This is a genomic window from Streptomyces sp. NBC_00683 (assembly GCF_036226745.1).
GTDB lineage: Bacteria > Actinomycetota > Actinomycetes > Streptomycetales > Streptomycetaceae > Streptomyces.
Genome location: NZ_CP109013.1, coordinates 6,539,308 through 6,554,289 on the forward strand (window position 1 = coordinate 6,539,308; position 14,982 = coordinate 6,554,289).

General features: G+C 70.6%; 13 protein-coding genes. 9 read left to right on the forward strand and 4 right to left on the reverse strand.

Annotation, left to right across the window (positions count from 1 at the left end):
- The 8 genes from OG257_RS29160 (at position 1) to OG257_RS29195 (ending at position 9,918) form a co-directional block, all read left to right on the forward strand.
- Positions 1–1,353 carry a pectate lyase family protein gene (locus OG257_RS29160; RefSeq protein WP_329212324.1) on the forward strand — a complete coding sequence of 451 codons (1,353 nt, stop codon included), beginning with the start codon at positions 1–3 and terminating at the stop codon, positions 1,351–1,353.
- The gene (locus tag OG257_RS29165) at positions 1,350–2,519 is read left to right on the forward strand and encodes a Gfo/Idh/MocA family protein (RefSeq protein ID WP_329212326.1); all 1,170 of its coding nucleotides are present in this window, start codon (positions 1,350–1,352) and stop codon (positions 2,517–2,519) included. The genes OG257_RS29160 and OG257_RS29165 overlap by 4 nt, the downstream gene beginning before the upstream one ends.
- A complete protein-coding gene (locus tag OG257_RS29170; protein ID WP_329212328.1) occupies positions 2,516–3,340 on the forward strand; it encodes a PmoA family protein in 825 nt (274 codons plus the stop codon). Before OG257_RS29165 ends, OG257_RS29170 begins: the two co-directional genes overlap by 4 nt.
- A complete protein-coding gene (locus tag OG257_RS29175; RefSeq protein WP_329212330.1) occupies positions 3,337–4,881 on the forward strand; it encodes a glycoside hydrolase family 43 protein in 1,545 nt (514 codons plus the stop codon). The genes OG257_RS29170 and OG257_RS29175 overlap by 4 nt, the downstream gene beginning before the upstream one ends.
- Before the next feature lie 106 nt (positions 4,882–4,987).
- Positions 4,988–6,319 (forward strand): ABC transporter substrate-binding protein, encoded by a 1,332-nt coding sequence (locus tag OG257_RS29180; protein WP_329212332.1) that lies wholly within the window; start codon positions 4,988–4,990, stop codon positions 6,317–6,319.
- Positions 6,320–6,497: 178 nt separating this feature from the next.
- Positions 6,498–7,322 (forward strand): rhamnogalacturonan acetylesterase, encoded by an 825-nt coding sequence (locus tag OG257_RS29185; protein ID WP_329212333.1) that lies wholly within the window; start codon positions 6,498–6,500, stop codon positions 7,320–7,322.
- A 53-nt stretch (positions 7,323–7,375) separates the two neighbouring features.
- A complete protein-coding gene (locus OG257_RS29190) occupies positions 7,376–8,707 on the forward strand; it encodes a pectate lyase family protein (protein ID WP_329212335.1) in 1,332 nt (443 codons plus the stop codon).
- A 107-nt stretch (positions 8,708–8,814) separates the two neighbouring features.
- Complete coding sequence (locus OG257_RS29195; RefSeq protein ID WP_329212337.1) at positions 8,815–9,918, forward strand: pectinesterase family protein; 1,104 nt, start codon at positions 8,815–8,817, stop codon at positions 9,916–9,918.
- A 66-nt stretch (positions 9,919–9,984) separates the two neighbouring features.
- Here OG257_RS29195 and OG257_RS29200 read toward each other — a convergent pair whose 3' ends face one another.
- The 4 genes from OG257_RS29200 to OG257_RS29215 form a co-directional block, all read right to left on the reverse strand.
- Complete coding sequence (locus tag OG257_RS29200) at positions 9,985–10,824, reverse strand: pectate lyase (protein WP_329212339.1); 840 nt, start codon at positions 10,822–10,824, stop codon at positions 9,985–9,987.
- Between the two features lie 136 nt (positions 10,825–10,960).
- Complete coding sequence (locus OG257_RS29205) at positions 10,961–11,683, reverse strand: hypothetical protein (protein WP_329212341.1); 723 nt, start codon at positions 11,681–11,683, stop codon at positions 10,961–10,963.
- Positions 11,683–12,255 carry a SigE family RNA polymerase sigma factor gene (locus tag OG257_RS29210; RefSeq protein ID WP_329212343.1) on the reverse strand — a complete coding sequence of 191 codons (573 nt, stop codon included), beginning with the start codon at positions 12,253–12,255 and terminating at the stop codon, positions 11,683–11,685. Before OG257_RS29210 ends, OG257_RS29205 begins: the two co-directional genes overlap by 1 nt.
- A 182-nt stretch (positions 12,256–12,437) precedes the next feature.
- Positions 12,438–13,067, reverse strand: coding sequence for an XRE family transcriptional regulator (locus OG257_RS29215; RefSeq protein WP_329212345.1), 630 nt, complete (start codon positions 13,065–13,067; stop codon positions 12,438–12,440).
- 435 nt (positions 13,068–13,502) lie between these two features.
- Between OG257_RS29215 and OG257_RS29220 the strand changes: the two genes are divergently transcribed.
- Positions 13,503–14,975, forward strand: a complete 1,473-nt coding sequence (locus OG257_RS29220; RefSeq protein ID WP_329212347.1) for an NCS2 family permease — start codon at positions 13,503–13,505, stop codon at positions 14,973–14,975.
- The last annotated feature ends 7 nt before the right edge of the window (positions 14,976–14,982 follow it).

Here is a 14,982-nt window from a genome sequence, read left to right on the forward strand (position 1 = left end):
ATGACCCCACACCTCCGCCCCCGCGCCGCGCGCCGCGCCGCCGCCGCGCTCGCCCTGCTCCTCGGCAGCCTGGCCCTCCAGCCGGGCGCCGAGGCCGCCACCCCGGCACCGGCGGCGCAGCCGCCCGCCGCGGACCGCGACCTCGGCCGGGAGGTCCTCGCCGCCGACGACGGCTGGGCCGCCGAAGGTACCGGGACCACCGGTGGCTCGGCCGCCGACGACGCCCACGTCTTCACCGTGCGCACCAGGGCCCAGCTCGTCGCCGCGCTGGACGGCGGCAGCTCCGTACCCAAGATCATCCGTGTCGCCGGGACCATCGACGCGAACACCGACGACCGGGGACGGCGGCTGGACTGCGCCGACTACGCCACCGACGGCTACGCCCTCGACGCGTACCTCGCCGCCTACGACCCCCGTACCTGGGGCGGCGCCAAGCCCGCGGGGCCGCAGGAGGACGCCCGCAAGGCGTCCGCCGCCCGCCAGGCCGAACGCGTGGAGCTGCTCATCGGCTCCAACACCACGCTCGTCGGCGTGGGCCGCAGCGGCGTACTCAAGGGCGCGAGCCTCCAGGTCAAGGACGCCGACAACGTCATCGTCCGCAACCTCGAACTCCGCGACGCCTACGACTGCTTCCCGGCCTGGCAGCCCAACACCGGCGGACTCGGCGACTGGAAGACCGCGTACGACACCCTGTGGCTGCGCGGCGCCACCCACGTCTGGGTCGACCACGTCACCGCGAGCGACAAGGGCCACCCGGACGACCGCGAACCGACCTACTTCGGACGCAACTTCCTGCGCCACGACGGGCTCCTCGACATCACCAACGGCGCCGACCTCGTCACCGTCTCCTGGAGCCGGTTCGCCGACCACGACAAGGCGATCCTCATCGGCAACGGCGACGGCGTCACCACCGACCGCGGCAAGCTCCGCGTCACCCTGCACCACAACGAGTTCCACTCCGTCGTGCAGCGCGCGCCCCGCGTCCGCTTCGGCCAGGTCCACCTCTACAACAACCGCTACGTCATCCCCGGGGAGGGCGACTACCGCTACTCCCTCGGCGTCTCGACCGAGTCCCGGATCGTCGCCGAGAACAACTCCTTCGAGAGCCCCGGCCACGTAGAGGTCGCCGACCTGCTGAAGAGCTGGAACGGCAGTGCCCTCACCCAGCGCGGCACCGTGTTCAACGGCTTCCCCGTCGACCTGGTCTCCATCTACAACGCCTACAACTCCGGCAGCGAGACCGATCTCGCCACCGACACCGGCTGGACACCCACCCTGCACGGCCCGGTCGACAGCGCCGAACGCGCCGCCGCCGACGTCGCCCGCGAGGCCGGAGCGGGGAGGGCCGGATGACCACGACACCGCTGACCATCGTCCTGGCCGGCGCCCGGGGCCACGGCCGCTGGCACCTCGCCAACATCCGCCGCCTCCAGCACCAGGGCCTCGTCAGGCTGGCCGGGATCTGCGAACTGAACCCGCTGACCGACGGCGAACTCGACGCGTTCGCCGGAGAGATGCCCGAGCAGTCCGCCGACTTCGGTGCGCTCCTCGACTCCACCGGGGCCCGCGCCGCCATCATCTGCACCCCCATCCCGACCCACACCGCGCTGGCCCTGACGGCGGCGGCCCGCGGCGTCCACCTCCTCCTGGAGAAGCCGCCCGCCGCGACCTGGGCCGACTACGCCCGCATGGCCGACGGTGTACGGGAAGCCGGCATCGCCTGCCAGGTCGGCTTCCAGTCCTTCGGCTCGCACGCCGTGCCCGCCATCAAGGAACTCGTACGCTCCGGAGCCATCGGGAACGTACGCGGCATCGGCGCCGCCGGTGCCTGGGTCCGCGACGACGCCTACTTCCGGCGGGCGCCCTGGGCCGGCCGCCGCACCCTGGGCGGCACGGACGTGGTCGACGGTGTGCTCACCAACCCGCTGGCACACGCCCTCGCCACGGCGCTCGAACTCGCCGACCGGGGCACCGCCGAGGACGTGGCGTCCATCGAGACCGAGCTGTTCCGGGCCCACGACATCGAGGCGGACGACACCAGCTGCGTCCGCGTCACCACCACCGACGGGCTGCCGGTCACCGCCGCGGTCACCCTCTGCGCCGAAGAGGCCGGGGAGCCCTACGTGATCGTCCACGGCGACCGGGGGCGCATCACCTTCTGGTACAAGCAGGACCGGGTCCTCGTCCAGCGCGCGGGACACGGTCCCGAGGAAGCCGTGCACGGGCGGACCGACCTCCTGGAGAACCTCGTCGACCACCTGGTGCGGGGCACCGACCTGCTCGTACCGCCCCACCGCACCGGCGCGTTCATGCGGGTCGTCGAGGCCGTGCGCACCGCCCCCGAACCCACCGCGCTGCCCGCCGGCGCCTGGGTCACCCGGCCCGCCGAGACCGGTGGCGGGGTGCGGCGCATCGTGCGCGGCATCGACGCCATGGTCGCCGCGGGGGCCGACACCCTCACCCTCTTCTCCGAACTAGGCGCCCCCTGGGCGCAACCCAGCGAGGTGAGCACACCGTGACCACCGCACTCCTCAGCTGCGCCGGACGCCCCGTAGGCCGCTACAGCTACCGGCCCGGGACGGACAGCCGCCCCTACCTCCACCCCGTCACCACCCTGGCGGGCACCCCCGTCACCGAGGAACGCCCCGCCGACCACATCCACCACCTGGGCGCCTCCGTCGCCGTCCCCGACGTGGCCGGGCACAACTTCTGGGGCGGGCGCACCTTCGTCCGCGACCAGGGCCCCACCGAGCTCGACAACCACGGGGTCCAGCGCCACCTCGGCTGGAAGCTCCGCGACCCGGACGGCTTCGTGGAGGAGCTCAGCTGGGAGGCCGACGGCACCGAGCTGCTGCGCGAGCACCGCACGGTCGCCGTCCATGAACTCACCGACACCGCCTGGGCGCTGGACTTCTCCTTCTCGCTGACCAACCGCGGCAGCACGGACCTCTCCATCGGCAGCCCCGCCACCAACGGCCGGCCCGGCGCCGGATACGGCGGCTTCTTCTGGCGCGCCCCCAAGGAACCCACCGCGCCCGGTGTGTTCAGCGGCACCCTCGACGGCGAGGAGGCGGTGCACGGCAGGGCCGCCGACTGGCTGGCGCTGACCGGCGACGGCTGGACCCTCGTCTTCGCCGGGGCGACCGACGAGACCCGGCGCGACCCGTGGTTCGTACGGACCACCGAGTACCCGGGCGTCGGATCCTCCCTCGCCGCTGACCGGCGGCTCCCCGTCGCGGCCGGCGCCACCGTCGTACGCCGGGTGGTCACCGTCATAGCCGACGGCACGCTCGACCGGGAGACCGCCGCCGGCTACGTCCGCAAGGTGGCGACCGCATGAGCAGAGCCTGGACCGCGGACCTCGGCAACGGTACGTACCGCAACCCCGTCCTGAACTCCGACTGGTCCGACCCGGACGTCGTACGGGTCGGCGACGACTACTACCTCACCGCGTCCAGCTTCGGCCGGGTCCCCGGACTGCCCCTGCTGCACTCGCGCGACCTCGTCAACTGGTCACTCATCGGCCATGCGCTCGAACGCCTCGAACCGGCCGCCGACTTCGCGGTTCCCCGCCACGACTGCGGGGTGTGGGCCCCCTCGCTGCGGCACCACGCCGGACGCTTCTGGATCTTCTGGGGCGACCCCGACCACGGGATCCAGCAGATCAACGCCGAGGACATCCGCGGCCCGTGGAGCGCCCCGCACCTCGTCAAGGCCGGCAAAGGACTGATCGACGCCTGCCCCCTGTGGGACGAGGAGACCGGCGAGGCCTACCTCGTGCACGCCTGGGCCAAGTCCCGCTCCGGCATCAAGAACCGGCTCACCGGCCACCGGATGAGCCCCGACGGACGCGAACTGCTCGACGAAGGCAAGACCCTCGTCGACGCCGACACGATCCCCGGCTGGTTCACCCTGGAAGGGCCCAAGCTCTACCGCCACGACGGGTACTTCTGGATCTTCGCCCCGGCCGGCGGGGTGGAGACGGGCTGGCAGGGTGCCTTCCGGTCGCGGGAGTTCTTCGGCCCGTACGAGGAGAAGGTCGTCCTGGCCCAGGGCGGAACCGACGTCAACGGGCCGCACCAGGGCGCCTGGGTGCAGACCGCGGAAGGCGGTCCCTCCTCCCACTGGTTCCTGCACTTCCAGTCCCGCGGGGCCTACGGGCGGGTGGTCCACCTCCAGCCCATGAGCTGGCCCGCCGACGGCGACGGCTGGCCGGTCATCGGCCACGAGGGAGAACCCGTCGCCGTGCACACCAAGCCGAACGCGCCCGAACAGCCCGTGGAGGCACCGGCCTCCAGCGACGGCTTCCCCGGCGGGCGGTACGGCAGGCAGTGGCAGTGGACGGCGAGCCCCCGGCCCGGCTGGACGGTCGAGCACGCCGGGGACGGGCTGCGGCTCAGCTGCGTACGGACCGCGTACGCGCACGATCTGCGGGCCCTGTCCAACGTCCTGGTCCAGCGGCTGCCTGCCGAGGAGTTCAGAGTCGAGGTCGACCTCGCGCTGAACAGCCGGGAACCCGGTGCCAACGCCGGACTCGCGGTCCTGGGCGACGCGTTCAGCTGGATCGGGCTGGAGGCCGGGGAGGACGGGACGGCCCGGCTCGTCCACCGCTACGCCGAGTCCGTTGCCGAACACGAGCGGGACGCCGAACACTCCCGCGCGGCCCCCGAGGGACGGGTCAGGCTCAGCATCGAGGTCAGCACGGGGGCCCGCTGCCGCTTCTTCGCCGACACCGGTGACGGATTCCGGCCCTCGGGCCAGGTCTTCGCCGCCACACCCTGGCGCTGGGTGGGCGCCCTGCTCGGCCTCTTCGCCACCGCACCGGCCGGGACCGGCCCCGCCGGAACGGCTGCCTTCACCGCATTCCGTACCAGCGGCTGACCGCACACACCACAGACCACCCCCACGGCCGCCCCCCACTGACGTAACGCACAGCACCTGCGACACCAGCGATTTCACCGACAGAACCGAGAGAGAAGAGCCGACGATGACCATCTCCAAGACGCAGCGGGGGCGCGCCATGGCCGCGATGTCCCTCACGGCGGCACTCGCCCTGACGGCCACCGCGTGCGGTGACGACGGCAGTGGAACCGGCAACGAAGGCAGCGGCAAGGGCGAGATCACCTTCTGGGACAACAACGGTGGCCCGCGCACCGCCATCTGGACCGAGATCATCAAGGACTTCGAGAAGAAGTACCCGGACATCAAGGTCAAGTACGTCCCGATCCCGATCGCCGACGTCCAGTCCAAGTACGACACGGCGATCGCGGGCGGAGGCCTGCCCGACGTCGGCGGCGTCGGAACCGCGTACCTCGCCAACATCGTGTCGCAGGAAGCCCTTGTGCCGGTCACCGACCGGATCAAGGAGTCGTCGCTGAACGGCAAGCTGGTCGAGGGCATGGTCGACAGCGTCAAGACCGCGGGAGGCCGGGGCGACGACCTGTACAGCGTGCCGACCTCCGCGAACAACGGTGCGCTCTGGTACCGCACCGACCTGTTCAAGGCGGCGAACCTCGAGGCGCCCACCACCTGGGACAACTTCTACACGGCGGCCGACAAGCTCACCGACGCGAAGAACAACAAGTTCGGCTACACCATCCGCGGCGGCGCCGGCTCCATCGCGCAGGCCCTGGACGCGGTCTACGGCCAGTCCGGCATCACGGACTTCTGGGCCGGCGACAAGACGACGCTCAACGACCCCAAGAACGTCGCCGCGCTGGAGAAGTACGCCGCCCTCTTCAAGAAGACGACGCCCTCCGCCGACGTCAACAACGACTTCACCAAGATGGTCGCCCAGTGGGACACCGGCACCATCGGCATGCTCAGCCACAACCTCGGCTCCTACCAGGACCACCTGAAGGCACTGGGGGCGGACAAGTTCGCCGGCATCCCCGCACCGATCGGCGCGGGCGGCACCCGGGTCCAGGTCTCCAACCCGGTCGACGGACTCGGCCTGTTCCGGGCGAGCGACAACAAGACGGCGGCCTGGAAGTTCATCGAGTTCGCCGCCTCGCACGAGTCGAACAGCAAGTGGAACGAGGCCGCGGGTGCCATCCCGGCCAACACCGACGCGGCCAAGGACCCCTGGATCTCCAAGACCGAGCCGACGGCGCTCGCCGCCAAGGCGCTCACCGACGGCTCCACCAAGATCGTCCAGCTGCCGTACTACCTGCCCGACTGGAACAACATCAGCAAGGCGGACAACGAGCCGGAGTTCCAGAAGCTGCTGCTCGGCAAGGTCACGGCCAAGCAGTTCCTGGACAAGATCGCCGAGGAGCTGAACACCGCCCAGAAGGAGTGGAAGGACCTGGGCCACTGATCCGACCGTCTCGCCACGGCCGGTACCCGATGACCGGGGACCGGCGGCGGTCCGGGTCGCGCCCCGCCGCCGGTCCCTCTCCCCTTGTACGTCAGGCCTTGCACGTCAGGTACGTCAGGTACGTCGAGCACGTCAGGTACGTCGTACGAGTCAGTCGTACGAGAGAGGCAGTCCCGCTGTGTCACTCACCCGCAGGCGGACGGCAGCCGCGCTCCTCGCGCTGCCGCTCGCACTCACCGCCACCCCCGCGCTCGCACACGGCGGCGGGGGCAGGCCACGGTCCAGGACGCTCCACATCGCGGGCGACTCCACGGCCGCCCAGAAGTACGCCGACGCCGCACCCGAGACCGGGTGGGGCATGGCCCTCCCCTTCTTCCTCGGCCGTGGACTCACCGTCGCCAACCACGCGATGAACGGCCGCAGTTCCAAGAGCTTCATCGACGAGGGCCGTCTGACCGCCCTCCTGGAAGGCGTCCTGCCCGGCGATCTCGTCCTCATCCAGTTCGGGCACAACGACGAGAAGACGGAGGACCCGGCCCGCGGCACCGACCCGTACACCACGTACCAGGAGTACCTGCGCCAGTACGTGAAGGGCGCGCGGGCCCGCCGCGCGGAGCCCGTGCTGCTGACCCCGGTGGAGCGACGCCGGTTCGCCGCCGACGGCACCGCCCGGCCCACCCACGGCGAATATCCCGCCGCCATGCGCGCCCTGGCCGCCGAGGAGGGCGTGCCGCTGCTCGACCTCCAGGCGCTCTCCCTCGCCCGCTGGCAGGAACTCGGCCCGGACGGGACCGAGCCCTACTTCAACTGGCTGGAGCCGGGGGAGTCCCCGAACTACCCGGACGGCAAGCAGGACAACACCCACTTCCGGCCCGCGGGCGCGATCGACGTGGCCAGGGCGACCGCCCGTGCCCTCGGCGCGGAACGCGTGCTCGCCCCACGGGACCTGCGCCGTCTCGACGACCCGGTCCCCGTCGAGTGGATCAGCTGGCCGCAGGCCTGAACCGCTTCACCACCACCTTCTTCCTTCTCCCGTACGACAGCTAAGGATTCGCCATGCCCGCACGCATCACTCATGCCCGTGCCACCGCCGTGGTGCTCGGCTGCGCCTCGCTGGCCCTCGCCGTGAGCGTCCCCGCCCAGGCGGCCCCGCACCACCACGGCAACGGGATCGAGCGCGCCGTACTTCCCGCAGGCGACGGCTGGGCCGCGGCCGACGGCTCCACCACGGGCGGCTCGCAGGCCACTCCCGACCACATCTACACCGTCACGAACAGAGCCGAGCTCATCGCGGCCTTCCAGGACGCGGGCGACGCCCCCAAGATCATCAGAATCGCCGGCACCGTCCACGGCAACTCCGACGTCAACGGCACCCCGATCGGCTGCGCGGACTACGAGCAGGACGGCTACACCCTGGAGAAGTACCTCGCGGCCTACGACCCCGCGGTCTGGGGCACGGCCGAGGTCCCGTCGGGTCCGCTGGAGGACGCCCGGGTGGCCTCCGCGAAGCTGCAGGCGGCCGCGGTCAACGTGAACGTCCCCTCCAACACCACCCTCGTCGGCGTCGGCGACGACGCGACGATCATCGGCGCCAGCCTGCAGGTGAAGGGCGTCTCCAACGTCATCATCCGCAACATCGCCTTCGAGGACACCTACGACTGCTTCCCCCAGTGGGACCCCACCGACGGGGACAAGGGCGCCTGGAACTCCGAGTACGACAACCTCGTCGTCTACGGTTCCACCCACGTCTGGGTCGACCACAACACCTTCAGCGACGGTGACCGGCCCGACGCCGACCAGCCCCTGTACTTCGGCCAGGTGTTCCAGCAGCACGACGGGCTCTTCGACATCGTCCGCGGCGCCGACCTCGTCACCGTGTCGTGGAACGTCCTCAAGGACCACGACAAGACCATGCTCATCGGCAACAGCGACGGCGCAGGTGCGACCGACCGCGGCAAGCTCCGCGTCACGCTGCACCACAACCTCTTCAAGGACGTGAAGGAGCGCGCGCCCCGCGTCCGCTTCGGCCAGGTCGACTCGTACAACAACCACTTCGTCGCCACCAAGGGCAGCGCCTACGGCTACTCGTACGGCATCGGATTCGAATCCAAGCTCGTCGCCGAGCACAACGCGTTCAGCCTCGGCAGCGGCTTCGACAAGGCCACCGTCCTCAAGAAGTGGTCCGAGTCCTCCCTCACCGCGGACGACAACTACGTCAACGGGCGCAAGACCGACCTGATCGCCGTGCACAACGCGGGCGTACCCGCCGAGCAGCTCACCGTGGGCGCCGGCTGGACGCCCGAGCTGCGCACGAAGGTCGACCACCCGCTCGTCGTCCCCGTGCTCGTCGCACTCAAGGCCGGAGCGGGCAAGGTCTCGGGCCGCTGACGACGCACATCCGAACCGGCCGGAGCGGCACCGCACTCTCCCCACCACCCCGGAGAGAGCCGCTCCGGCCACTCACTTTCCCCGCCTCCCACGTCAGGAGTACCGCCATGACCAGCAGACGCAGCGCGCTGTCACTGCTCGCCGGCGCGGGCGCCGCCCTCGCCGTCGGCGCCCCCACCGCACACGCCCGGCCCGCGCAGGTCCGCCCGTTCGGCCGCCACGGCTCACCGGCCGACCGCCCGGACCCCCGCACCCTCTACGTCGACCCGCAGGGCCGGGGCGACCACACCGACGTCCGGTCCGCCGTGGCCGCGGCCGCCGGCACCGGGTACACCCTGGTGCTCGCCCCCGGCACCTACCGCGGAACGGTCACCGTCCCGGCGGACCGGGCCGGCCTCACCCTCATCGGGGCGAGCGGCGACCCGCGCGACACCGTCATCGTCCACAACAACGCGGCCGGCACCCCCAAGCCCGACGGCTCGGGCACCTACGGCACCAGCGGATCGGCCACCGTCACGGTCCAGGCCGCCGACTTCACCGCCCGCGACCTGACCTTCGCCAACGACTGGCTGCGCTCCGACAACCCCGAGTACACCGGAACCCAGGCCGTCGCCATCAAGGTCCAGGGCGACCGTTCGGCGTTCTACGGCTGCCGCTTCCTCGGCCACCAGGACACCCTGTACGCCGACTCGCTCTCCCTGACCGCGTTCGCCCGCCAGTACTACCGCGACTGCTACGTGGAGGGCGACGTCGACTTCGTGTTCGGCCGCGCCACCGCCGTGTACGACCGCTGCCACTTCCGCACCCTGACCCGTACCGACCTCGCTTCGGCCCCGTACGGCTTCGTCTTCGCGCCCAGCACCCCCGGTGCCAACCCGCACGGCTACCTGGTCCTGCGCTCCCGGGTCACCAGCACCGCCCCCGACGCGTACTACAAACTGGCCCGCCCCTGGGTGCCCTCGTCCGATCTCACCGCACGGCCGATGCTGACCGTCCGCGACAGCCACCTCGGCGCGGGCATCGACGCCGTCACGCCCTACGCCACCATGTCCGCCGGCTTCCCCTGGCAGGACCAGCGCTTCGCCGAGTACCGCAACACCGGCCCCGGCGCCCGCGTCACCGTCCCCGGCAACCGCCCCCAGCTCGCAGCGTCGGAGGCCCGCGCGCACACCCCCGCCGACTACCTCGGCGACTGGCGGCCCCGCGTGTGACCGCGGGGAACACGGCCAGGGCCCGGCGCTGTCCGCGCCGAACCCTGGCCCTTGTGAACGGTGACCCTAGTCGTAACTGATGTCCGACGAGGAGTAGCGGCAGTACGTGCCGTCGGGGCCGCTGCCGGTCTCCTTCGGCTCGGCACCCGTGTTGTTGCCCGTGTAGCGGACACAGGGCTTGATCTTCTTGCTGCTGTCGCCGTGGATGCGGACCGAGCGCAGCGCGGCGGTGTCCCCGTAGTTGGTGTTGATGCCGACCAGGGACTTCCCCGGCACGGTCACATCCACGTCGTTGACGATGATGTCGCGCTTGTACTGCGTGGAGCAGTTGCCGCAGGACCGGACGAGCTTGCCGAAGTCGGCGACCTGGAACTTCGTGATGACCAGCTTGCCGGCGCCGTTGAACTGGAAGACCTTGTCGGAGGCCTTTCGGGCGCCGCCGCCGTACACCGTGTACACGGAGCCGGTCGACGTGCCCTTGAAGGACGCGGCGTCCTCGCCGACGTCCTCCCACCAGACGTTCTGGAGCGTGCAACTGCCGGAGCAGTGAATGCCGTCCGCGGCGGGTGAGCCGAGAATGACGTTCTTCAGCGTCGCCCCGTCCTTCAGCTTGAAGATCGGGTCCTGGCCCTCGTCCTGGCCTCCGTCGCCGAGGTCGCCGCTCCCGTAGAAGCGCTTCAGGCCGCCGTCGTACGTTCCTGAGACCTCGATGGTCGACGAGACGGCCTGGCTGCCCTGGGCGGTGGGCCAGGCGGGCACCGCGGCGGCGGCGCCGGCAGGCTGGAGCATCACGTTGGTGGCCAGGGCGGCGCCGGTGAGACCCAGCGCCGCGGTCAGCGCGGCTGCCATGCGGCGGCGGCCGGGACGGCGCCGATGGGTGTGCCGGAGTGCGGCTCGTTCCCTCATGTTCGGTGTTCCGTTCCTCGGTGGTGGGGGAGTGTTGCGCTCCTTGGTCGCCACCGGCGCACGGAAGGGTTGCCGTGTACGGATCATTTTCCGGCGCTCTTTCCCCGCACCACCCGCCCCGTCCGGCCCGGGTGCCTCAGCGGCCGACGGTGAAGCCGCCCCCCACCGAGGCCGGTCCGCCGGCCGCACGGGCCCGCGCCGTGTAGTCGTCCCGTCCCGCGCTCCGGACGCCTTCGGCGTGGTTGTACTGCGCCGCGAAGGTGTGCGTGCCCACCTGCACGTTCCGTCCCGGCTTCAGCGTCCACCGGTAGACGAGGAAGCCGTCCTCCTGCTGCGCGGAGGCCACGAAGTCCTCCTCCGGAAGGGACCGCCAGGAACCGGTGGTGCCCACCCCGCCGTTCAGGGCGACCCGGAGCTCGACGGCGAGCTCGGTCAGCGGCTGCGTGGTCCTGAGCGTCACATTGCTCTGCGCCCAGTACCTGTTGCTGTGGGGGTCGACCGAACCGTCCGACCACAGCGGCCCGTTCTCGGCGGGCAGCGCACCGCCCCGCGCGGAGGGCCACGGCTCCGGCGCGGGTGACACGGGTTCACCGGCCACCTGCTGCCCCGGCTGTCCCGTGCCCTGCTCGCCCTGCCCCGCCGAGGTCACGGCGATCGCGCCGGCCGCCAGGACCCCGCACACCGCCACCGTCGCGCCCACGACCCGGAGCCACGGCTTCGGGGCGTGCGGGGTGCGCAGGGGGAGACGGACCGGCGGCTCCTCGGCCATGCTCCGCTCGATCCGGGCCAGCATCCGCTCCCGGTCGGGGCGGTGCGAGGCGGCGGCGTGGCGCAGCCGCTCACGCAGGTCGTCGTCCATCAGTGCCTTCCTCCGGTGCGCTGCCCCGCGGCGGCCACCTGCTTCTGCGCCGCGGGGGCTTCGGGGCCCAGCAGCCGTTGCAGCTCCGCCACACCGCGCGAGGTCTGGCTCTTCACCGTACCGACCGATATCCCCAGCACCAGCGAGGTGTCCCGTTCGGACAGGTCGAAGGCGTGCCGCAGCACCACGCACGCCCGCTTACGGAACGGCAGGCTCCGCAGAGCCCCCTGCACGTCCACCACCGCCGACACATCGGGGCCGTCCACGGCGTATCCGTCACCGGACCCGCGCGGCGCCCAGAACAGTGCGATCCTGCGGCGCTCACGCACGGCGCTGCGGATGCGCGTACGGGCCAGGTTGGCGACGACCCCGCGCGCGTACGCGACGGGGTGGTCGGCGCCCCTGACCCGGTCCCACCGGTGCCAGAGCGCCATGAGCGCATCGGCCGCCAGATCGTCCGCCGCGTCGGCCTCACCGGTCAGCAGATGGGCGAGCCGGGCGAGTTCGGCATAGTGCGCCTCGAAGAACGCATGGAACTCGGCGGCGGCAGCATCGTCGACGACTGTGCCCACGGGTACGTTCTCCCTGCATCCGATTCCGTGCGCTCAGGCTGTTGGCTGCATACGTTCCCGTTCCGGTCCGCGGAGCGCGGGCGCGGTGCGTGAGCGTACCAGCGCACCGCGGAAGCGCTTCGACACGGTGCACAACCTAGTAAGACGTAACACGGCGAAAACGTGAACCCTGTGGACCAAGGTCAACTACCCGCACCCGCGGGCGGGAGTTTCGACCAGAAGTGGTCCAGGATCTCCTCCAGGTAGCGCTGGCCCGCCTCGCCCGAGGCGGACGAACCGCCGGCCCTGCTCAGGGTCGCGGTCATCAGCGCCTGGTACTCCTGGTGCATCTCGCGCAACGGGCCCGACAGCTCGCGGCGGTCCATGGACAGCAGGCGGGCGATCGGGCGGGTGTGGGCCTGCCAGCGAGTGCCGACCGCGTCGTGCAGCATCTGCGTCAGTTCACCGTCCAGCCCGGTCACCGTGATGAAGTCCCGGGGGTTGAGCGCGAGGACCCCCGCGAGTGCCACGGACTGGCGGCTGGTGCCGGTCCACTCCCCGGTCGACTCCATGTGGTGGTAGGCGTGAACATCCAGTCCGGTGGCGCGGGCTATGTCCTCGACGGCGAGCCCGCGCGCGAGTCGGTGCTCCCGCAAGTTCCGTGGCGCCCCGATGAGTTGACTCGGCGAACACCACAACGCCCCGGCCAGCGCCGCGAGTTCGGATGCCGATGGTAAGGAGGTGCCGCGCTCCCAGGCGGTGATGTGATCCGCGGTGACGTGGGTCATCCCGTATGAGGCGCGCATGCCGTAGGCCACATGCCCGGGAGCCATGCCCAAACTCTCACGCATGGCCCGAGAGGCACGCGCGTTGAAGGGGGGCGCCGGGTCGGCTGAGGAGTGATGCTGCACGGGCACAGGGTAGGGGGCGATCGTCATGCTGCCCATTGGCCTGTATCGCCAGTTGTCGGATTTGGTGGAAACCTACTGGCTCGATTTTGGAGAAATTAACAAGAAGCAGTACCGGAATGACGCGTACCGAGCACCTGAAGATCCTGTAACTCCCTGTTTCCATAAGGGAATCAGGCACTCCTGTGGCGCGCGTATGATCCGCACACGCGTCCCGTCGTCGCGTGTGCGTTCGTCCGTGACGTCCGCTGTGCGGCTATCGGCGTATCCCACCAGGGCGTTGACCCCTCCGTGCCGTGCCGTCCCGCGCGCTTGGGGGTGTGCACTCCTCGCGCCCATCCGTAGACAACAGGAGAAACCATGCAGACCAGCGCGACCGGCAAGGCGGATTCCGCCAGAACGCCTGCCGCAGGGCCAGGATCAGGATCCGGATCCGGATCGGCGGTGGATCGCTACTTCCGCATCACGGAGCGCGGTTCGACGTACGCGAGGGAGATACGCGGCGGGTTCGCCACGTTCTTCACGATGGCGTACATTCTCGTGCTCAATCCGATCATCCTGGGCAGCGCCAAGGACAAGTTCGGCGACCAACTCGATGCGGTCCAACTCGTCACGGCCACGGCTCTGGTGGCCGCCGTGATGACAGTGATCATGGGTGTGGGTGGCAATCTGCCGCTGGCTCTGGCCGCCGGGCTCGGACTCAACGCAGTCGTCGCCTTCCAGATCGCGCCTCTCATGAGCTGGGACGACGCGATGGGTCTCATCGTGCTCGAGGGCCTGCTGATCTGCGTTCTCGTCCTGACGGGTCTGCGAGAAGCGGTGATGCACGCCATTCCGCAGCCGCTCAAGCAAGCCATCAGCGTCGGTATCGGCCTGTTCATCGCCTTCATCGGCTTCGTCGACGCCGGATTCGTCACACGCATCCCGGATGTCGCCCAGACCACCGTGCCGGTCCAGCTCGGCACCGGCACGCTGAGCGGCTGGCCCATGCTGGTCTTCTGCGCCGGGTTGCTTCTGACGATCGTGCTGCTCGCCCGCAAGGTCAAGGGCGCGATCCTCATCAGCATCCTCCTGATGACCGTGGTCGCCGTTCTGGTCAACGAGTTCGCCGAGGTCAAGTCCTGGGGTCTGACCGTGCCCCAGATGCCTGACGAGATCGTCGCATCGCCGGACTTCGGGCTCCTCGGCAACTTCGACCTGTTCGGCTCCTTCGGGCAGGTGAGCGTGCTGACCGTGGTGCTCCTGGTCTTCACCCTGATCCTGTCGGACTTCTTCGACACCATGGGCACCGTCGTCGGCGTCACGGCCGAGGCCGGACTGCTCGACGAGCGCGGCCAGGTCCCGGGCCTCGGCCGGGTCCTGCTCATCGACGGCGCGGCTGCCGTCGCGGGTGGCGCGGCGTCCGCCTCTTCCGCCACGACCTACATCGAGTCGGCCGCGGGCGTCGGCGAGGGCGCACGCACCGGGTTCGCCAACCTGGTCACCGGCGGCCTGTTCGGGCTCGCCCTGTTCCTCACCCCGATCCTGACCATCGTGCCGATGCAGGCCGCGGCGCCTGCGCTGATCGCGGTCGGCTTCCTGATGATGACCCAGGTCAAGCACATCGACTGGGACCGCTTCGAGCTGGCCATCCCGGCCTTCCTGACCATCGCCGTGATGCCGTTCACGTACTCCATCACCAATGGCATCGGCGCCGGCTTCGTCGCGTACGTCGTCATCAAGGCGTTCCTCGGCAAGGCGCGCGAGGTGCACTGGCTGCTGTGGGGCACCTCGGCGCTGTTCGCGGTGTACTTCGCCATCGACCCGATCGAGCAGCTGCTCGGGGTGAAGTAGCGGTCAC